16 protein-coding genes are annotated in these 22,198 nt (G+C 38.6%); 10 read left to right on the plus strand and 6 right to left on the minus strand.

What is annotated here, in order from left to right:
• The first annotated feature begins 3 nt into the window (after positions 1-3).
• From dnaX to GQR56_RS09480, 5 genes are all read left to right on the plus strand, one after another.
• Entirely contained in the window at positions 4-2,652 is a 2,649-nt protein-coding gene (gene dnaX, locus GQR56_RS09460; protein ID WP_166110709.1) for a DNA polymerase III subunit gamma/tau, read from the plus strand.
• Between the two features lie 62 nt (positions 2,653-2,714).
• Entirely contained in the window at positions 2,715-3,041 is a 327-nt protein-coding gene (locus GQR56_RS09465; protein WP_024611627.1) for a YbaB/EbfC family nucleoid-associated protein, read from the plus strand.
• A 7-nt stretch (positions 3,042-3,048) separates the two neighbouring features.
• Positions 3,049-3,657, plus strand: coding sequence for a recombination mediator RecR (gene recR / locus GQR56_RS09470; protein WP_024611626.1), 609 nt, complete (start codon positions 3,049-3,051; stop codon positions 3,655-3,657).
• Between the two features lie 152 nt (positions 3,658-3,809).
• Complete coding sequence (locus GQR56_RS09475; RefSeq protein ID WP_166110712.1) at positions 3,810-5,714, plus strand: MFS transporter; 1,905 nt, start codon at positions 3,810-3,812, stop codon at positions 5,712-5,714.
• A gap of 4 nt (positions 5,715-5,718) precedes the next feature.
• On the plus strand, positions 5,719-6,444 hold the full coding sequence (locus tag GQR56_RS09480) for an RluA family pseudouridine synthase (RefSeq protein WP_166110715.1): 726 nt from the start codon (positions 5,719-5,721) through the stop codon (positions 6,442-6,444).
• 19 nt (positions 6,445-6,463) lie between these two features.
• Here the strand turns inward: GQR56_RS09480 and agaR are convergent, their stop codons facing one another.
• The 6 genes from agaR to GQR56_RS09510 all read right to left on the minus strand — a co-directional run bounded on the left by agaR (position 6,464) and on the right by GQR56_RS09510 (position 15,026).
• Positions 6,464-7,234, minus strand: a complete 771-nt coding sequence (agaR, locus tag GQR56_RS09485) for a transcriptional repressor AgaR (RefSeq protein WP_166110718.1) — start codon at positions 7,232-7,234, stop codon at positions 6,464-6,466.
• A 289-nt stretch (positions 7,235-7,523) separates the two neighbouring features.
• Complete coding sequence (locus GQR56_RS09490) at positions 7,524-8,018, minus strand: TlpA disulfide reductase family protein (RefSeq protein ID WP_166110721.1); 495 nt, start codon at positions 8,016-8,018, stop codon at positions 7,524-7,526.
• A complete protein-coding gene (locus GQR56_RS09495; protein ID WP_166110724.1) occupies positions 8,018-10,120 on the minus strand; it encodes a glycoside hydrolase family 36 protein in 2,103 nt (700 codons plus the stop codon). Before GQR56_RS09495 ends, GQR56_RS09490 begins: the two co-directional genes overlap by 1 nt.
• Before the next feature lie 46 nt (positions 10,121-10,166).
• Positions 10,167-11,261: an amidohydrolase family protein gene (locus GQR56_RS09500; protein WP_166110727.1), complete on the minus strand. Its 1,095-nt coding sequence runs from the start codon at positions 11,259-11,261 to the stop codon at positions 10,167-10,169.
• 16 nt (positions 11,262-11,277) lie between these two features.
• Positions 11,278-12,162 carry a DMT family transporter gene (locus GQR56_RS09505; protein ID WP_166110730.1) on the minus strand — a complete coding sequence of 295 codons (885 nt, stop codon included), beginning with the start codon at positions 12,160-12,162 and terminating at the stop codon, positions 11,278-11,280.
• Between the two features lie 125 nt (positions 12,163-12,287).
• Positions 12,288-15,026, minus strand: coding sequence for a TonB-dependent receptor (locus GQR56_RS09510; protein ID WP_166110733.1), 2,739 nt, complete (start codon positions 15,024-15,026; stop codon positions 12,288-12,290).
• A gap of 311 nt (positions 15,027-15,337) precedes the next feature.
• On the opposite strand from GQR56_RS09510, the gene GQR56_RS09515 reads away from it, so the two are divergent.
• The 5 genes from GQR56_RS09515 (at position 15,338) to adk (ending at position 22,109) form a co-directional block, all read left to right on the plus strand.
• Complete coding sequence (locus tag GQR56_RS09515) at positions 15,338-16,639, plus strand: D-tagatose-bisphosphate aldolase, class II, non-catalytic subunit (RefSeq protein WP_166110736.1); 1,302 nt, start codon at positions 15,338-15,340, stop codon at positions 16,637-16,639.
• 3 nt (positions 16,640-16,642) lie between these two features.
• A complete protein-coding gene (locus GQR56_RS09520; protein ID WP_166110739.1) occupies positions 16,643-17,794 on the plus strand; it encodes an SIS domain-containing protein in 1,152 nt (383 codons plus the stop codon).
• Positions 17,795-17,822: 28 nt separating this feature from the next.
• Positions 17,823-18,761, plus strand: a complete 939-nt coding sequence (locus tag GQR56_RS09525; RefSeq protein WP_166110742.1) for a BadF/BadG/BcrA/BcrD ATPase family protein — start codon at positions 17,823-17,825, stop codon at positions 18,759-18,761.
• 589 nt (positions 18,762-19,350) lie between these two features.
• Positions 19,351-21,264: a molecular chaperone HtpG gene (htpG, locus tag GQR56_RS09530; RefSeq protein WP_166110745.1), complete on the plus strand. Its 1,914-nt coding sequence runs from the start codon at positions 19,351-19,353 to the stop codon at positions 21,262-21,264.
• A gap of 200 nt (positions 21,265-21,464) precedes the next feature.
• Positions 21,465-22,109 (plus strand): adenylate kinase, encoded by a 645-nt coding sequence (gene adk, locus GQR56_RS09535; RefSeq protein WP_007584076.1) that lies wholly within the window; start codon positions 21,465-21,467, stop codon positions 22,107-22,109.
• Positions 22,110-22,198 lie beyond the last annotated feature (89 nt).

The following is a 22,198-nucleotide window of genomic DNA, read 5'->3' on the forward strand; positions in this document are numbered from 1 at the left end:
TCGATGAGTTATCAGGTTCTAGCGAGAAAATGGCGTCCTCAAACCTTTCATGAATTGGTTGGGCAGTCTCATGTTAAGCAAGCGCTTGTAAATGCGCTTACACAAAATAGACTGCATCACGCTTATTTATTCACTGGAACCCGCGGTGTGGGTAAAACGACCATTGCGCGTATTTTTGCTAAAAGCTTAAATTGCGACGAAGGTATATCTGCAAATCCGTGTGGTCAATGTAGCAGCTGTTTAGATATAGAAGCAGGGCGCTACATTGATTTACTCGAAATAGATGCGGCTTCTCGTACAAAAGTAGAAGACACCCGTGAAATACTCGATAACGTTCAATATGCGCCAACGCGCGGACGTTATAAAGTATACCTAATCGATGAAGTTCACATGCTTTCTAAGCATAGCTTTAATGCGCTTTTAAAAACGCTTGAAGAGCCACCAGAGCATGTGAAGTTTTTATTAGCGACTACCGATCCTCAAAAATTACCAGTCACTATTTTATCTCGCTGTTTGCAATTTAATTTAAACGCCTTATCGCAAAGTGAAATTAAAACACAGCTTGAACATGTACTTACGCAAGAGCAGCTTAACTATGACAATGATGCGCTTAGCATTATTGCAAAAGCCGCTGATGGTAGTATGCGTGATGCACTTAGCTTAACCGACCAAGCTATAGCGCAAACAAATGGTGATATTAATAATCAAGCAGTACAAACAATGCTTGGTTTGATGGATACACATTATAGCCAAAGCTTATTAGCTGCATTACTTGCACAAGATGGCGCTGCGCTAATGAGTGAAGTGGCAAATGTAGCGAGCCGAAATCCAAACTATATTGCTTTGCTTGATGATTTAATTGCGTTGACGCATTTAACACAATTAAGCCAATTAGTACCAGAAGCCGCTGCGCTTGATGAAACGAATGCTGACTATATCGCGCATGTCGCACAGCATACTAATCCTCAACAAATTCAAGTTTATTACCAGTTATTATTAAATGGTAAAAAAGACTTACAATGGGCACCAGAGCCTCGTTTAGGTTTTGAGATGATAATGCTAAGATTGTTAGCGTTTGAGTCTGCTGGTACACAAAGCCAGCAGTCTGAGCCAGTCTCGGGAGCTAAGCCAGTACAAAGTAATGCAGGTCGAGCCGATGCGTTACGCGATATATTGAATAAGAATAAATCAGCGAAGAAAAATTCTGAAGAACAACCAATACAACAGTTAGAACAACGTTCAACACAAAATCCAATACAAAAAAGTAGTCCTGTCGAAGAAAAACATACAGAACAACTTAGCGCTATTGAAGATAATAAAAAAAGTGTAGAAAGTAATACTCAAGCTAATAATCACGAACTTGAGTCCGAAGTTAAAAATTCTCCAGTAACATTAACGCAATCAGGTGGTTCTCAACACACTGCGAATGATAATGAGCGTCAAGTTAATAAAGTAACCGACGAGCAAGCGCAGCGTGAAAGTGAAGACGAAGCGTACATGCAACACAGTGATGTGGAGCAAACACTAGTTGCACAGTTTGATGATGTAATGAATAGCGCGGTTGACCAAGGGTTTAACTCTGTAAATCATTCACATAATAATGCTGAAAACAATTCAGGACCGAGCACCCCGGCTATACAGCAAGACCAAGACAGTGCTGCAAATGCCTCTATTGTAGAACGAGAAGCACAAGCTCAGTCGGCTATTGCACGTATTTTACGTGATAGAAATATATCAGGGGCGGGAACGCTTTCTAGTGCAAACAAGCGTGATGCACAAAGCACAAACAGTAATAAAAGTAATCCGGTAGTAAGTGATACTAATACTGGAAATAGGCACACTAACGTAAATAAAGTGCCTAGCGAAAATTCGACTGCCGCTACTACTATTGATAACAGTAATGCTTTGGCTAATAACAATACTGGTGCAGATGGTTTTAATGCATCATCAAATGGTACAAAATTAGACAACACACATATTGCACCAAGTCATTCAGATAACCCGCCACCGTGGGCTACGGATATGACAGGTGAGAGTGAAAAAAAGCCTGAGCTCCCATTAACCGGGAGCCATACACAAACGCAAGAGCCAATACAGCAAAGGCCTGAGCGAAAAATCGACTTTAGAGAAAAACACCAAACGATTACCGAAAACTTAGCGCCGGAGTTACTTGAGCAAATAAATCCTCAAAAAGTACCTGAAGTTGCTCCTCAAGAGCCTAGTATTCCTACGCCAGATGATTTTCAAAGTCCTATAAGTGAAATAAGATTTGCGCATCAACAAGACGAGTGGGCATATTTAATTAAACGAATGGGACTGGGTGGTCGTATGCGTCAATTTGCATTGCATTCAATTTTTACCAAACAAGGTAACAATTTACATATTGATGTCGACGAATCTCAAAAGCATTTAGATACACCAGTGCTACGTCAAAAGCTCGATGCTGCATTATCAAGTATTTATGAGCATAACGTCTCACTTAGTATTAATTTTGCTAAAGGCGTAATTGACTCTCCTTACCTTATTCAACAAAAAATTGATGTAGGTCGTCATCAACAAGCAATAGATGTGATCACTTCGGATAGTAACATAGTACAATTTCAACAAATATTTAGCGCCGAAATCGACGAAAATAGTATTCAGGCATTGTAATTCCTTACAATAGCCCTTATGTTCATGTTAATTAATGTATTAAAAAAGAAAGAGAGAAAGTTATGTTTAAAGGTGGAATGGGCAACATGATGAAGCAAGCGCAGCAAATGCAAGATCGCATGCAAAAAGCCCAAGACGAAATCGCAACTTTAGAAGTTGTTGGTGAAGCCGGTGCTGGCTTAGTTAAAGTAACTATGCTTGGTAACCACAACGTACGCCGTGTTGAAATTGACGCAAGTTTAATGGAAGACGACAAAGACATGATTGAAGACTTACTTGCAGCAGCTTGTAACGACGCTGTACGCCGTGTAGCAGACGAAACACAAGAGCGTATGGGTAAAGTAACTGGCGGTATGCAACTACCACCAGGTATGAAAATGCCGTTTTAAGTAAATAATGCAACTTTCAGATAGCCTAACCCAGCTTATAGAGGCGCTTCGTTGCCAGCCTGGTATTGGTCCTAAATCGGCGCAACGTATTGCCTTTCATTTATTAGAGCGCGACCGTAAAGGCGGCACTCAGTTGGGTAATGCACTTACCAAAGCAATGACAGCTGTTGGTCATTGTCAGTCTTGTCGTACTTTTTGCGAACAAGCGCAATGTGATATTTGTTTAAGTACAAAACGCCAAGACAGCGGTATATTGTGTGTTGTTGAATCGCCAAGTGACGTACTTGCGATTGAGCAAACGGGTCAATACTTAGGTTTATACTTTGTATTAATGGGGCATTTATCGCCGATTGATGGTATAGGTCCTAAAGAAATTGGTCTTGATGTACTTGATAAAAAATTATCACAAGGCGGTATAAACGAAGTGATTTTAGCAACCAACCCGACGGTTGAAGGTGAAACCACTGCACATTATATTGCTCAACTTTGCCATAAATACAAAGTAGGCGCTTCGCGTATCGCCCACGGAATACCTGTTGGTGGCGAACTTGATTTAGTTGATGGCACTACTCTCATGCATGCCTTTAGTGGTAGAAGAGCGGTTACCGAAAGCTAATTTAAAAGAGCTATTTGATAATAATTTTAAAAGCCCACACAATTTAAATTGTATGGGCTTTTTTGTTTTTAAACGCAGGTATTGTTTTGTTATTCGTAATTTATTTATGAACTGTGTATTCTACGTTATGTATCTAATTGGTAAGGAATGCAATGCAAGATAATAAACAACAATATCAGGGATCTTTGCTTACTAGTAAGCGTTTTTTTCCGCTTTTTATTACGCAGTTTTTTTCGGCAATAAACGATAATATTTACAAGCAATCAGTACTTATTTTATTAATATTTCAAGCCGCGAATGTTGCTGATGGTGCTTTTTATTCTAATTTAGCAGCAGGCTTATTTATTCTTCCTTTCTTTTTATTTTCGGGAATGGCAGGTCAACTTGCAGAAAAAACCGAAAAATCAAAACTGATTAGAATTGTAAAACTGTGTGAAATACCAATTATGGCAATTGGTGTTGTGTCTATTTTAACTCAATATGTTTGGTTGATGTTAGCCACTGTATTTTTAATGGGATTGCAAAGTACATTTTTTGGTCCATTAAAATACTCTATTTTACCCCAACACGTAGCGCCAAATGAACTGACAAAAGCGAATGGTTTAGTTGAATCAGGTACATTTGTTGCGATACTAATCGGGACTATTTTTGGTACTTATTATATAACGCAATCAACGGGTCCCATTTTTATAAGTATTGCAGTGCTAGTGTTAGCTGTTATAGGTTATGCGAGTAGCCGATATATTCCAATTAGTGAAGCGAACGACCCTAATTTAACATTTACTTATAATATTTTTTCATCCACAAAAAGTGTGTTTAAAGCACTTAATTCGCAAACCGAGTCGGTAGGTAAATCTGTTCTTGGTATTAGTTGGTTTTGGTTGATTGGTGCAATAATTTTAACTACTTTACCAAGCTATGTGAAACATGTGATGGGAGGCAATGAACTGGTTGTAACCAGCGCGCTTGTTGTGTTTTCGCTTAGTATTGCAATTGGTTCCTTATTGTGTGAAAAACTATCTCGTTCACGTATAGAGTTAGGTATTGTGCCTTTTGGTGCTATTTTAATTACCTTGTTTTTATACTTACTGAGCCAAGAGCCCGCTATTAGTGCATATACAAATCAAAGTAATGAATTGTTAACTCTTGAACAAGTGCTAAAAACAGGCGATATATTGTGGCATTTTGTATGGATGGCAGGCATTGGTATTGGCTCTGGTTTTTATACTGTACCGCTGTATGCGCTTATTCAACAGCGCACAGAGGAATCTAGTCGCTCACGAGTTATAGCCGCTAACAATGTCTTAAATGCGTTGTTTATGGTGGGCAGTGCTATTTTAAGCATTGTTACGTTGTCTATTTTAAAGTGGAGTATTTCAGAACTTCTGTTGTTACTTGCTGGTTTAAATCTACTTATCTCTATTTATATCTATACAAAAGTCCCTGAGTTCTTTTTACGTTTTGTTATTTATATTTTGGCTATTTGTATGTACAGAGTGCGCACAAAAGGGGAGAGTAATATTCCGGATGAAGGCGCTGCTGTTGTTGTGTGTAATCATGTCAGTTTTGTCGATTGGATGTTTATTTTAGCAACATCACCAAGACCAATCCGATTTATGGTATTTGCCCCTATTTATTATTCACCAGCACTGCATTGGTTATTTAAAATGGCTAAAGCTATTCCAATTGACAGTGAAAAAACCAACCCTAAAGCGTTTAAAAAAGCCTTTGACGAAGTTGCATCCGCGCTTGATAAAGGCGAGCTCGTTGGTATCTTCCCAGAAGGGAAGCTAACGAGTGATGGCTCAGTGGATATTTTTCGCCGTGGAATAGAACGTATTATTAAGCGCTCACCCGTACAAGTTATTCCGGTGCATTTAGGTGGGTTATGGGGGAGCATGTTTAGTCGAAAAGCTAAGTGGCAATTACCCCGATTAAAATGGTCTTTAGTGTCTGTTACCGTAGGTGAAGCTATTGCCGCTGACAAAGTAACTGCTGATGATTTGCGCGAGCAAGTTTTGGCTTTAAAAGCGCTTCATTCTAAAGGTATTGATTAACTTAATGATTAACACAACACCTGAGTCTAACTTGATAGATCATATTATTATTGACGACTTTGTAGCGCCTAAATGCGATGGGTTTATTGACATATTATATCAAGATGATGATATTTTGCTTATTAATAAACCCAGTGGGCTATTGAGTTTATCGGGCAAAAACCCGCTTAACTGGGACTCAGTACATTATCGTTTAGTGCATGGTCAAAAGGGATTAACAGCCGCTTTTCCTGAAGCGAAGTTACCGCACCGATTGGATTTGGGTACGTCTGGCATTATGATTGTTGGGCTAAACGGTGCAGCGTCAAAGCACCTTAATAAACAATTTCAGGCACGCATAATTCATAAGCGTTATGTAGCGATGCTAGAGGGAAGCTTGGCTGTTGATGAGGGGCAAATTACTGCACCAATAGCGAAAGACAAGCTGCTTTTTCCGCGTGTTAAAATTTGCCAAACTACGGGTAAAGCTGCAGTGACTGAATACAAAGTGCTTGAGAGATTCAAACAACCATACAGAACCCTAGTACAATTTACACCCGTGACTGGGCGCACTCATCAATTAAGAATACACAGCCAGTTTATAGGTCATCCTATTTTAGGCTGTGATTTGTATAAAAGCGCGCAAAGCGAACACATGGCAGAGCGCTTGCAGCTGCATGCGAGCGACTTACATTTTGAACATCCAACCAGCGAAAAACGCATTCATGGTCAATGTCCTTGTCCGTTTTAATTATCTAATGTAATAATCGTTAAACGATTATTACATTAATACCAAGGCGTTTAAGCCCCTCTAAATAATTGTTTGGTATATTGCTGTCGGTAACCACGGTGGTGACTGCTGCCGGTTCAAGAATTTTATGTAGGCAAACATGTTCGAACTTAGATGAATCAGTAACAATTATTATTTCAGACGCGATTTTACACATCACTCTATTCAACACTGCTTCAGCTTCAAAGTATGTGGTAATACCGCGTTCCATATGAAAACCATCAACGCCTAAAAATAGTTTATCAACATGTAAATCTTCTAAGCACTTTTCAGCTGAGCTGCCAAAAAAAGACATGTTTTTACGTCTTAATGTACCGCCAAGTAACATAACGTCTATTTCGTCATACACCGACAGCTTATTCACTACATTTAAACCATTAGTAATAATAGTCAAATCTTCTTTATCTTTTAAGTGCGCCGCAATTTGAATGGTGGTCGATCCCGAATCTAAAATGATTGAATCACCAGAGTTAATTAATTGGGCTGCGGCTTTACCAATACTGAGTTTTTCTTCAGCATGGAGTGTTTGCTTTCGGTCTATGGCGAGTTCGGTTTCAATTACATTTGTTTCTTTCAGCATTGCCCCCCCGTATGAACGAGTTGCAATACCTTGCTGTTCTAAAAAACGCAGGTCTTTTCTTATTGTAACAGTTGATACGTCATACTTTACGGCGAGGTGAGGAACTTGTACGCTGCCTATTTCCTTTAACATTCGACTAATTTGCTCACGTCTTTGGCTAGTGTCGCGCATAATTTCCCTTTTATAAAAAGTTTCAAACTTAAATAATGAAGCCTGATTATATATGAAATGAAACATTTTACCAATAAAGCCTTTCGGTTTTATAAATAATTAGAAAAATAATATGCGCTATAAATTAAAGTATAGCGTGATGATTCGCCTACCTATCTTTTCAAGTGTATCAGTAAGAGGGAGAAACTTATTTAATGTAAAAGCCACTCGAGATGTGAGTGGCTTGGTATCAAAAAGAAGTCATAAAGAGTATCGTTTTATTTAACAATTACTAGTTTAAACCCTTCGTTTAAAACTCTGAAACGAGCTTGTCGACAACGGCCTCAAGATAATCTTTTTGTGCAGTATTAAACCCCATATGTTTAACCCTTATGTTCCCATCCTTGCCTATTAGATAGGCTGTTGGCATAGCTATAATTTCGTAATCAGTGCCCACTGTACTGTTATAGCCAGCTACAACAGGGTATGAAACAGGGTGTTGAGTTAAAAACGCATTAGCAGCCTCAGACTCTTGCTCTAAGTTTATTGCAATTACCTCAAAGCCTTTGTCTGTATACTCTTCTCGCAGCGCATTTAAAAAAGGAAATGAGCGGCGACATGGTACGCACCATGACGCCCAAAAATCAACATACACTACTTTGCCTTTATAATCGGATAGGGTGATCGTGTGTTCATCGTTTAATAACGGTAAAGAAAATGCTGGTGCAGTATCTTTTACCGCTAACGGCTGAGCTATACAAAAAGAGCACCCTATATACAACAATAAATAGATAATTGACTTCATTAATTAATCGCCTTTGTTGGCGTCAACTCTAATAATAAGTAACCTTTAAATTGAGTATTTAACTTAGCGTTAGTACCTGAGGTTGTGCCTAAAATTTTATTATTCACATAGTCTTTTATTTGATACTCGCCTTGTTCTAACCCTCTTAGTTCCACTTCGCCATCCCAGCTATCGGCATAAAATGCGTAATACATATTAGCGCCTTTTTGTATTGCATGGGTTTCTGGGAGGTCAAAACCAATATCGTATAACTCCCCTAAATAGATACCTTTAGGCAGCATTTTTTCTTTGTATATATCAATCCATTTTTTCCATGTTTGTTCTGTTTCTTTATCTAAGGCAAATTCAGCGGCAATACCCGTTGAGTTAGGCATGGTAAATTTTGTACCAACAATGCCTCCAATGCCAACTGATGAAGCAAAGTCATTGGCATTATCACTAAGCTCAACATGATCTCCATAATAAGGTGATGATTCGCCCATTAAACCTTTTAGCGTTTTTCCCTTGTGGCGTATTTGCCAAGACGATAACGGATCTGAGCTAACAGTTTGATTCATAAAAGGCAAGTTATGGAAAGCGTAAGATGTGCCGCAAGGACAAATTTCAATCACCGCATCGGGTTTTACTTCTTTTGCTGTTTTAAATATTTCTTCCCAATACTCGGCTAACTTTTCTACAGACTCTTCTGGGTATGCATGATTGTGTGCAGGGTTATAACAAGGCGCAACGCCGTTGAGGTGTTGTCCGTCAATCTTAAGCCCTTCATATCCCCATTCCCCCAGCATTTTGCGAACAAGTGCTTTACTGTGCTCAATTGTGTCTTTGTAGGCAGGGCAAAGGTAAAAACTATTCCACCATGTTACGTCTTGAACAGCTCCATTTTCATCAAGTAATAACATGTCGGTGTGTTCGTGTAATAAGTCGGTGCCAGGATCTACCGCTAAAGGAGCCCACCATAATTTTGCTTTTAGCCCTGCTTCGTTTATTTTAGATACAAAGGCTTTCATATCTTCATCGCCATTAGGGAACTTTTTACGGTCTAAGTACCAATCACCTTCAGCTGTCTGCCAGCCATCATCGAGAACAGCCCATTCTAAACCCATTTTTTTAGCGGTTTCTAATGTACCAAGTACTTCATTTACGTCAAAGTTACGGTCGTAACCCCACGCACACCAAATTGGCTCGTATGCTGAGTCGGGTACATCAGCCATTTTTAACCCTTTATCAGCCATTACTTTGCGGTAGCTTTTAAGTGTGGCGTAATAATCGTTATTATGGACGTTAACAAAGGTTTGAATGGTATTAAGTGTTTCACCTTTTTTGAGTTCATTTCCTTTCTCAAGCTCAACGTGAATTGTTGCACCGTTATCTGTTTTTGTATAATTAAGTGGTAATGAAACTAATTTAGGCGATGTTTCGGTATGACCGACGGCAATACCTATATCTTTTCGCCATAAATCGACTATTGCAGTGCCGCCGCCGTAATCTGATGAGTTCATACCCATGTAATTTTTCTGGCTATAACCAGGTGTGATTGGGGTTATCCAATCTCTTCGATCTTCATAAGAAGCGCCCTGATAAGACCAGTAGGCGGGCTGCTCGGTTTGAACCGTTTTATTGTCTGAAAGTGTGTAGTCGTTATTAACCCATTTAACAATTTTAATATTAGCGTCAGTTGTATTCGTGTAACTCACATTAAAAAATGCCATAGTCGGGTAGCGTTTATATACACTCACAACAGTTTTTTTAAGCAGTCCTTGTGATGATATACCGCTTAGCTCTACTTGGGTGCCGTAGCCTAATTCGTTTTCTATTGGCTGCACTTTTTTTTCAATAAAGTTAAAGTCGCTAATCACGTTTTTATCAAGTGTCACCACATATTCACTAGGCTTAATGTCGCCTAACGCTATTTGGTTTCCGTTTACATTCCCGACAATATGACTATGCAGTAAATTATTAAATTCTAAAGAAAGAGCATCTGTTTTTACGGTGTAAACTATATCATTGTTGATAGTTGAGTTAATTGCTTGTTTAGAGCAGCTTACAAGTGAAAAAGTGCTAATGGCGCAAATGAGTAAGTTAGAGGTGTAATTTTTTTTCATTATTTAACCTTTAAAATAATATATGTTGAAAGTGCAAAGCTAACGATTAGTTTGCACTTATATTGAAAAAACGAACGGCGTTGTTAGCATACAAATTATCAACAACGCTTTTTGGTAATGCCAAACCCACGATATCGCCATCCACTTCAGGCACACTTAATGACTTATCTGTATTTAGATACAGCCAGTCTTCAGTCCATTTTTTATGAGCTTCTTTTTTAAGCTGCATATCAGTAGCGTCAGGAGCGTGAGTTAAATCAGTCGCATATAAAATACGAGTTTGATATTTAATAAAAAATTCACGTACTTTCTGTTTATCGAGTTTTGATTGATACTGAATTTGCCCCATTCTTGCTGCCAAATCGACAACTGCATTTGGGTAGGTATCTAAAAATAAGGCTATTTCATCAACGCTCCACTCTAAACTTGCTAAGTGTGCTCCCATAAAATGCATATTAGGGTGCTTATTAAGCATATTGTTACGAACTTGCATTTGTTGCTCATAGCTTGGCATTTCAGGGTGTAAATACATATGGTATTGCGGATGAGCTGCAAAATATTGTTTATCATTATTTACCGTCATTTTACTCACAGGTAACCAGCAATTTTTAGGCTCGCCTTGATGACCAATCAATGGAATGTTTTTATTGGTTAAATGGTTAAAAATAGGATCGAAAAGAGGATCGTCAATCATTACCAAATTTTGCTTTTGGTTTTTAAAATCCATCCCTATGTTTTTCCATACTTTTACTGCTTTAGCGCCTTTATTTATTGCCAAATCAATGCGTTTAATTACATTGTTTTTCCATTGGGGTGTGTCTGCACCTTGCATTGAAAACGTGGTAACGAAATAAAAATTAAGCGGGTATTTTTTCGAAAGTAACTGCGCAATACTCGCTTGTTTATCAATACTAGGAAAGTCGGGGTAGTCGACGTTTATTGATAGTAACTTTATGTTGTCTTTTTGCGCTTGCTCAATAAAAGCCGCAGACGTGTTATTGGCATGTACATGAGCGTCAATTTTATTTACTGAGTAGTAATCGCTCATTGTGTAGTGTGCGTTGTTAGCTTTATCACTTACGCCTGAGCAACCGGTTAGAGAAAATGCGAAAATAGAAATAGCGCCAATGTGTTTTTTCATAATAGCCTCTCAAAAATTAGTTACTTGATTTGTTATCTTCAGGTTCTATAGCCAATAATATTGCTGCGATAATGGCGAGTATGATGCCTAAAATCTTAAATTCATTCGGGATAATTCCAATAAAAAGAATACTTAATATTGAAGAGATTAAAGGGGCACCTGCGTTTGTTAAAGGCGACACTACCATTGCTTTACCATAACGAAATGCATAAACCAGGCATAAAGCACCAATAGAATTTAGGATTTGAATACCTGCAATTGATGGGATTGTACTAAAATCAAAGTCTTTTAATGATTGTGTATCAGTCATAAAGTAAGCAACAGGAATTAATAGAAGCGCTGTAATTGTCATGTAAAAAAAGATGCTTTCGGCGTTCATGTGGTTATTAGAGAACTTCATAAAAAAAGCTTGTAGCCCCCATGCAGCCATCACTGAAATAGCGAGTAAGAACCATACTAAATTGTGTGTACTTGATTCATCGCCTTGTGAGTATTCAAATAATGGCAGTGTTATTAGCGCTAAACAAATACCAATAGTGCCTAGCTTGCCAGTACGTTCTTTGAGTAATAAAAAAGACAAAACGATAGTGATGAGTGGCGACAATGAAACAATGGGGAAAATAAGGTAAGCAGGGCCGGTATCTACAGCATGGAACAACAGCATTTGACCACCAGAGCCAAGAAACCCAATTGTACACCCCAGTAAAATTGAGTATTTATCAGTTGCTAATTTCCAGCCGACTAATTTAAGCGCAATAACACAAGGTATGACCATCGTCACAGCCCAAATAGAATAAATAATTGTTGAAGGAGTACTGCTTGCGAGCATTGCGGTCAATGCACCCCATAATCCCCACATAACGGTAACAGCGACCGCGAAAAGTAACCAAGGTTTTTGCATTTTATATATCTCTTATTATATTGGTGATATCTTTTTATCGTATTTATATGATGTGAAGTTATATGTAAACGTTGTTATCGAATGCCTATATATTTTATATAGGCATTCGTTTTTAGCACTAAAACTTAAAAAGATGCACGTACGCCTAAGCTAAGTGTTCTTCCATATAATTGAATAGAACCGGGCATATCATCTCGACCTTGAAATGTTTGGTTTGATTCATCAAGCAAATTTTGTGCTTCAACAAAGACTTGAAAGTTTTCATCAATGTTATATTGCAATGACGCGGAAACAATATATTGCTCATCCATAGATGTTTGATAATCATCACCAAGAGGGCTAAATGAGTCAGTTACGTAGTCATCGGTATAATCGAGTGCTATTTGGGTGCTGAATTTATCATCTTCATAAATGAATGAAACAGAGTATGAGTTATCAGCAACGCCTGTTAACGGACCCGCATCTACCCCATCGATTGTTGTACTAGTGTCTGTATAGGCATAGCTTGCGGTAAATCCAAAGCCACTTTCGAAGAATTTCTGTACACTTAGTTCAGCACCTAAAACTTCTGCTGAATCGCCGTTAATAGGCTGAGTTACTTGGAATGTTTCGGATGCAATTTCTACTTGAGTGGTATTTATTGTAATAAAACCGTCTAAGTCTTTCCAAAATATAGCACCGGCTAACATTCCACCTTCTTCAAAATACCATTCTAGAGAAAGATCGGCTTGATCTGAAAATACCGGCTCAATACTTGGGTTGCCACTAATCGCCATAGTGAATAACCCCGACTGTGCGTTATCGGTCGTAAGTGGAGCCAATTGATCTAAAGTTGGTCGCGATAATGACTGTGCTAATGCGCCACGTAACAAAAGATCTTCGCTAAGGTAAAGGCCCGCATTTATTGCTGGGAGCAATTTGCTATAGCTTCCTTGTGCTTCTTGGCCGGCACTGTCTGAATAGGTAACATCCCAAGATGGATTCGCTGCGTCGGGGTTAACGATTTGTATAGACTGAATAGAGTTATAAGAATATTTAGACGACACTTCGGTTTCAATCCAACGTAAACCAACATTGGCAAACCATTCTTCGCCGGCTAAATCGGCTTGAACATAAATTGCGGTCGTATCTTCTGTAATATCATAAGAATTTACAGGGTTAAAAATAGGTGACCATAAATCAGACTCATTCTCGCCAAATGTTCTTTCATTCCCTAAATAGTCTGTAATTGTTTGACCATCTGATGCCGCTAAACCGGCCGCATAATCAGGGATACTAAAAATCGGAAAAGAGCGGGGGATATTTGCAGAATCACCAGCAAAAAAATCATCATAAGGGAATTCTCTGGTAACATCAGCGCCCACTTCGCCAAAAGTGAACGGATAGCCACAATAATTACAGGCGCCTAGTTCATAGTTATCGTAAGCGGTATTTGTTTTATCTCTTGATGTAAACGCAGCACCAAACTGTACTTTTGGCATGTATTTATAATCGAGAAGTAGCTCCGCATCTAATGAAACACCGGTAACGGTGTCTTTAATGTCGCTGCCATCACGAGCAGCCCAGTGCGGTGAAAAATCGTCATTCCCAAAGTCGTCAGATGTTCTACCTTGTGTCCAGTTTGCAATGTAATCAGGTAAACCGCCAGAATTAGATTCGTAATGACCAGTATGCGCACCAGGCGCACCTGCAACAACGTAAGTGTTTTTACCGCCGGAGTCACGCTCAGAACTTGATTGGTAAATATCACCTTTAATAGTCAAGTCATCGGTCGCATTAAAAGTACCACTTAAGCCAAACATTTTGGTATCAACAGTTCTGTGTTCATCCAATGTGATTAATTCCATCGATACATCTGCAATATCCATTGCTGTTACAACATTACCATCGAGAACAATATTAGATAATCGATTTTGTGCAGCGCTTTCGTCTGCCATATAAAAAGACTGCGAGTATCCAGTTGCATCAGATTCTAGTTTGGTAAGCATTACATCGGCAACAAGTTCAAAACGATCGGATACTTTCCATTCAATCGAAGACGTAACACCGGTGCGTTTAAAGTCAGTCGCATAAACACCGAGTGCGTATGAACCAGGCATAACAAGGTTGGTTTCATCAGATGTGATATTTCCATCATTGTTTACATCGTATGATATTTCATCATCGACACCAAAGAAGAAATTATCAAACATCTCATCGGTGCGTCGAGTGCCTGTTGAGTGTGATAAGCCAAAAATGAAGCCAACGGTATCATCAGCGAACGTATTACTATAAATAGCATTTAATTTTTTACCGGTATCTTCTGATAAATCATTGTAATCAGCGGTAGCAGAAAAAAGCATTTGCTGGCCTGGGTTATCAAAGGCACGCGCTGACTTAAGGTTAACAGCACCACCAATACTGCCTTCTATATTTTTGGCTTCTACTGATTTCCATACATCCGCGCCACTTATCATTTCAGAAGGGAGTACATCAAATGCAAAGTTACGACCGCCATCGTCGGTTGCTAAAATTCTGTTGTTAAGTGTTACAATACTAAATTCTGGTCCTAGTCCTCGAATATTTACATATTGAGCTTCACCACCACGTGTTCGGCTAACTGTAATCCCCGAAATGTGAGAAAGGGAATCCGCTACATTATTATCAGGAAACCGACCCAACTCTTCGGCGGCAATTGAATCAACTAAAGATTTAGCCTCTTGTTTTATATCTGACGACTTAGCAAGACTGCCACGTACACCTGTAATACTAATTACTTCAATGTCTGTACTTTCTTGCGTTTCTTGAGCTAGCACTTGTTGATGACATGCGCCAAATATTGCAATCGTCAATAAGGTTTTTTTAAAGCTGATCCTGTTGTTCATAATATTCACCTGTTGGATTTTTTATTGTAATAAATATAGAAATCATTCTACTAAACCGCACAATCATACTGGAGGACATTGAAACTACTGTCAAACGAAAAGTGACAATAAAATGAAATTAAATTAAAGTAATATTAACAATTGAGATTGATTTGCAATCTAAATGCATCTTTTTATTTAACTTTAGTGTTTTTAAATTCAAAGTGAAGCTAAATGAAACTAAAAGTTGTTTACTTGTTTCTATGTTTGTTTCATACTCAGCTCAGTTATTTAAAAACATTTCAGTTTTAACTGCTTTATTAGGAGGTCAATTGAAAGTATTACTAGATTTAATTCAACAGCATAAAATGGGTAAACAAAATGGATTATATTCAGTGTGTTCATCACACCCATTAGTGCTTGAGGCTGCTATGAAGCATGCATTAAGTAAGGGTGAACATCTGATAGTTGAGGCAACGTCTAATCAAGTGAATCAAGACGGTGGTTATACGGGGAAAACACCGAGTGATTTTTATGATCTAATCCATGTTTTAGCTAATAAAGTAGGTTTACCTCTTAATAAAGTTATTTTGGGTGGAGATCATTTAGGCCCAAATTGTTGGCAGGATTTATCCGCTGATGAAGCGATGGCTAAATCAGATGTACTTATAGATGCTTATGTTAGTGCTGGTTTTAGAAAAATTCATTTAGATTGTTCAATGTCTTGTTCAGATGATCCTGTTCCCTTGGGGGATGCTGATGTTGCTAAACGTGCGGCTCGGTTGTGCGCTGTAGCTGAAAAAACATGGCAGAAAGTAGGCGGTGAACCACCAGTGTACGTTATAGGTACAGAAGTGCCGGTTCCAGGTGGAGCGCAAGAAGGGCTCGATTGCTTAGAAGTTACATCGCCTGAAGCGGCGAATGAAACAATTAATGTGCATTATGACGCGTTTAATAAAGTGGGCTTAAAAGATGCTTGGGAGCGTATTATTGGTTTAGTTGTTCAGCCAGGTGTTGAGTTTGATCACCATAAAGTAATTGCCTTTGAGCCAGAAAAAGCGGTCGTATTGAGTCAATTTATTGAGTCAAATAAAAATATGGTGTTTGAAGCACATTCAACTGATTATCAATCCGTTGGGCATTTGAGTGAATTAGTAAAAGGGCATTTTGCCATATTAAAGGTTGGTCCGTGGTTAACATTCGCGCTTCGCGAGGCCGTTTGGGCTTTAGATGCTATTGAAAAAGAGTGGATAGACTTAGAATCACTCTCAAATGTAAAAAGTGTCATTTTAGAAGCAATGCATGAAAATCCAGTCTATTGGAAAAAGTATTATGCAACAGAGGCAAAACAACAAGCCTTAGATTGCCAGTACAGCTTAAGTGACCGAGTTCGTTATTATTGGCCTACGCCAAAAGTTGATTTTGCATTAGATCTATTGATTAATAATCTTCAGCTTTCTCCACCGCCTTTAACGCTACTTAGCCAGTTTATGCCCGAGCAACATCAAGCTATTAAAGATGGAAAACTAAAAATGAATATACGTGAATTAATTTTTCATAAAATTTCTCAAGTATTAGAGCAGTATTCTGTTGCTTGTAATACAGCTGTTAACGCTCAAAAAAAGGACGCTTAACCTATGACTTACTTAAACTATTCTCAAGATTTATTAAAAGAGAAAGACGCGTATTGGACGGCAAAAGAGATTCAACAACAGCCAGCGTGTTGGGATAAAGTGCTGTCTAATTTAATACAAGTTCAGCCTAGTATTGATGCATTTTTGAAACCTATTTTAGCAAAGCCTAATTTACGTATTATTTTTACAGGCGCAGGCACATCTGCTTTTGTTGGCGAGAGTATTGCCCCTGCGGTTTGTGCTAAGTTAGGTAAACGAGTAGAGGCGATAGCTACAACTGATTTAGTATCAAATCCACATGATTATTTTCAATCGGATATACCGACTCTTTTAGTGTCGTTTGCTCGCTCAGGAAATAGCCCAGAAAGTGTTGCATCTGTTGACTATGCTGATTCATTAGTTAAAGAGTGTTACCAGTTAGCAATTACATGTAACGAAGAGGGCGAGTTGTATAAGCGTTGCTCTGGTACTAATAAATTTGCTTTATTAATGCCTCCAGAAACAAACGACATAAGCTTTGCAATGACGTCGAGCTTTAGCTCGATGATGTTATCTGCATTGTATGTATTTTGTCCGGTAGAAAATTTCAAATTACAATTTGAAAAAAGCATGGCCGCTACAGAGTCGTTAATAACGCGCTATGACCAAATAATAAAAACAGTTGCAAATAAAAAGTACGAACGCGTTATTTATCTTGGAAGTGGGATATTTAAAGGGCTTGCTCGAGAAGGTGCATTAAAATTACTTGAGCTTACCGACGGTGTAGCAGTGTCGAGCTTTGATTCTCCGTTAGGATTCAGGCATGGACCAAAAGCAATTGTGAATGATAAAACGCTCGTTATATTATTTATTTCAAATCACCCGTTAACGCGTAAATATGATTTAGATTTACTCACTGAGCTAACCGGTGACTCAGAAGTAGGTGAGATTATTGTCGTTGATGCTAAAGCAAGTGAAGAACACACTGGTTTTGAATGTTTGTCTTTATCAGGAATGGAAAATGCAGAAGATATATTTTTGCTTTTCCCTTATATTGTTTGCGTGCAAATGTATGGTTTTGAGCATGCCTTAGCGATCAATAATACACCCGATAACCCTAGCTCATCTGGAACAATAAACCGTGTTGTGCAAGGTGTAAATATCTATGCTTTATAAGCAAAGATAATTGAACAGGAGAAACAATATGTATTATTTAGGTGTTGATGGCGGTGGAACAAAAACGGCGTTTACATTACTTGATCACGCACATAATGTAGTAGCAAGCCATGAATCTGGAACTTGTTACTATGTTGAAGTTGGCTTAGATGGCGCACAATCGGTTTTAGAGTCGGGTGTTAAAGCACTGCTTGAGCAAGTGAACGGTTCAGTAGATGATATTACTTTTGCTTTTTTTGGGTTACCCGCATATGGCGAAGACAGTAAGTTAATTGATGAAATTAATGCTTTGCCGTCACACTTTATGCGCTCTGATAAGTATCATTGTGATAATGATATGGTCAATGGTTGGGCTGCTGCATTTAATGGTGCTGACGGTATTAACATTGTTTCAGGGACTGGTTCAATCGCTTATGGCGTGAGTAAGAACCAAAATGCTCGCTGTGGTGGTTGGGGGGAGCTTTTTAGTGATGAAGGCTCTGCTTATTGGATTGGCTGTAAAGGACTGCAAGTATTTACAAAAATGAGTGATGGGCGCTTAGCCAAAGGGCCGCTATACTTTTTATTAAAAACGACGTTTCATATTGAAAGTGACCTAGATATTACAGGATTAGTGCTTTGTGATTGGAATGGGGATAGAAGTAAAGTGGCTTCTATTTCTACTTTAGTTTGTAAGGCTGCTTCAGAGGGCGACAAATACGCCATAGCCATTTTAGATGATGCGGCTAACGAATTAGCTGAAATAGTTGAAGGGGTTCGTAAAGTATTACCGTTCGCTGAAGATGAAGAGGTTAAGGTATCTTATTCTGGCGGTGTGTTTAATGCTGGGGCATTAGTGCTGTTTCCTTTTATTAATGCATTAAAGCGTTTTTCGAGCAACTATAAACTTTATGAGCCACTTCATAGCCCCGTTGTTGGTGCTGCTTTATACGCTAAGCGCTTAGCTAATTTAAAAAATATAAAATAAAAATGAAATAATGATTGGGGCGTGTTGATCTTTGGTGGCTGAATTTACAGCGGTGTGCTTGGTATTTAAGCAAGGCAGAGCCTATGATGTGTGGTTGTTCCCCATAAATAGACGATAACGCGGTATAAAGGCAATGCATGCACAGCCCTTTGGGTTCTTTTAGGACCCAAAGGGTGCAGGTAAGCGGCGTGAGCAGGACGCGGAAGCTTTGCTCAATTTTTATTTATTCTTATATGGATGTAAGTCAATAGAATAACGCTGGAGCAGTTATCGAGCCCGCCAGATTACAAACCTCGCGCCGTGATCAAATCGCCCCTTGATTGAACAAATTCCAATTCACAAAGAACAACACACCCTAAGGTAATTTGCTTTTATAGCCTACACGGATGCAGGCTATAAGAATAACGAAAGGGCTGTTTCCTATGTCAAATTATGATTCTCCTGTAATAAACACCTGGGTGAGCAATAAATTAAATAGCTTCTTTTTACTTTTTCTTATCAAAAAAATATTTGTTTTCCCTTGAAGTTCTAACACCTCACCCCATATTAAGTGCATAACGCAGACACTTTGCAAATTGGAGATATATAAATGACTGCAGCACAAAAAGAAACATTAGGCTTTCAAACAGAAGTAAAACAATTATTAAACTTAATGATTCATTCTCTTTATTCTAATAAAGAAATATTTTTACGCGAGCTTGTGTCAAATGCATCAGACGCAGCAGACAAGTTACGCTTTTTAGCGCTATCTCAAGGCGACCTTTACCAAGGTGATGCCGATTTACGTGTACGTATTAGCGCAGATAAAGAAGCAAATACCATTACTATTTCTGATAATGGTATTGGTATGACGCGCGATGAAGTAATTAGCTCATTAGGTACTATTGCAAAGTCAGGTACTGCTGATTTTTTTAAAAATTTAACGGGTGATCAAAGTAAAGATTCACAGCTAATTGGTCAATTCGGTGTTGGTTTTTACTCAGCATTTATTGTTGCCGATTTAGTGACTGTTCGTACACGTAAAGCAGGCGAAACAACGGCTTACGAGTGGGAATCTCAAGGTGAAGGTGAATACACGCTTCAAGAAATTGAAAAAGAAGGCCGTGGTACCGACATCATTCTACATCTTCGTGATGAAGAAAAAGAATTTTCTGACGATTACCGCTTACGTGGCATTGTTACTAAATACTCAGACCATATTTCTACACCAGTACAAATGTTTAAAGCAGAAGTACCTGAGTCTGAAGGCGAAGACGGCGAAAAAATCCCAGCAGTACCAGGTGAATGGGAAAGTATTAACCGTGCAACGGCATTGTGGACGCGTGATAAGTCAGAGCTTTCTGATGAAGAGTACAAAGAGTTTTACAAGCACGTAAGCCACGATTGGGAAGATCCACTTAGCTGGGCACATAATAAGGTTGAAGGTAAAACTGAATACACTAGCCTTTTATACATCCCTAAAAAAGCACCTTTCGATTTATGGAACCGTGAACGTCAAAGTGGTTTAAAACTTTATGTACAACGTGTGTTTGTAATGGATGATGCTGAGCAGTTTATGCCAAGCTACCTTCGCTTTGTAAAAGGTTTATTAGATTCAAACGATTTACCGTTAAACGTATCTCGCGAAATTCTACAAGATAACAAAGTAACGCAAGCTATTCGTAAAGGGTGTACATCACGCATTATTAAAATGCTTGAGCGTATGGCTAAAAACAAAGCTGACGATTACCAAGTATTTTGGAACGAGTTTGGTCAAGTAATGAAAGAAGGCCCAGCTGAAGATGCAGCAAACAAAGAAGCTGTTTGTAAGTTATTACGCTTTTCTTCTACTCATACTGATTCAGAAACGCAAGATGTGTCGCTTGAGCAATATGTTGAGCGTATGAACGAAGGCCAAGACAAAATTTACTACGTTGTTGCTGATACATTCACTTCTGCGAAAAACTCACCGCATTTAGAGATTTTCCGCAAAAAAGGAATTGAAGTACTGCTATTAAGTGACCGTGTTGACGAGTGGATGATGAGCCACTTAACTGAATTTGCTGATAAGCAACTACAGTCAATCACACGTGGTGATCTAGATTTAGGTAAGCTTGACGACGAAGAAACTAAAAAAGCACAAGAAGAGTCTGAAAAAGAAATGGCTGGCCTTGTTGAGCGTATTAAAACAGCACTAGGTGAAGATGTTAAAGAAGTACGCTTTACGCATCGCTTAACAGACTCTCCAGCATGTGTTGTAAGCGACGACAATGACATGAGCTCACAAATGCAAAAGCTAATGGAATCCGTTGGTCAAGCAGCCCCTGAAGCTAAACCTGTGTTTGAGCTAAACCCAGAGCATCAACTTGTTAAGCACTTAAATGATGAACAAGATGAAGATAAGTTTTCACAGTGGTCACATGTTTTACTAGACCAAGCATTACTTGCAGAGCGTGGTACACTTAAAGATCCAACAGGATTTGTTACCCGCTTAAACAAGCTTATGCTTGAACTAAGCAAATAGTTAGCTACTTAACTTAGTCCTGAATTTGGACAAGAAAGTATAAATTATATACTTTAAATAAAAGGGAACATGTGTTCCCTTTTTTAATGCACTGTAAATACACTTGCAACTCATCAATTAGTATAAGTTGCTTGAGTATCGGCGGCGCTTGTGGAAGAATTCAGGCTTTAAAATAATTATCCATACTAGGGGACAATAATATGCGCATTATACTTTTGGGCGCGCCGGGTGCTGGTAAAGGTACTCAAGCTCAGTTTTTAATGGACAAATACGGTATTCCACAAATCTCTACTGGCGATATGTTACGTGCAGCAATTAAAGAAGGCACGCCACTAGGCTTGGAAGCAAAAAAAGTAATGGATGCTGGTCAACTAATTTCTGATGATATTATTATTGGTTTAGTAAAAGAGCGTATTACTAAAGCGGATTGTGAGAAAGGTTTTTTACTTGATGGTTTCCCACGCACAATTCCTCAAGCCGATGCAATGAAAGAAAATGGCGTAGTGGTTGATCACGTTATTGAATTTGACGTTGCGGATGAAGTAATTGTTGAGCGTATGGGCGGACGTCGTGTTCATCCTGGTTCTGGTCGTGTTTACCACATTGTTTATAACCCGCCAAAAGTGGAAGGTAAAGACAACGAAACTGGAGATGACTTAATTGTTCGCGCTGACGATACTGAAGAAACAGTACGTAAACGTTTAGGTATTTACCACGAGCAAACTATGCCATTAGTTGATTATTACCAAGCAGAAGCTGCGGCTGGTAACACTCAATACCATAAATTAGATGGTACACAAGCTGTTGAAGCTGTTAGTTCACAACTTGGTGAGCTTTTAGGTTAATTACAAAAGCACATTAAAAAAACCGCCAACTGGCGGTTTTTTGTTTTAAGGCTGTTTAGCATTACTTAATTAGCACTACTTAATTAGCA

This window comes from Pseudoalteromonas sp. Z9A5, assembly GCF_011378875.1.
Classification (GTDB): Bacteria; Pseudomonadota; Gammaproteobacteria; order Enterobacterales; family Alteromonadaceae; genus Pseudoalteromonas.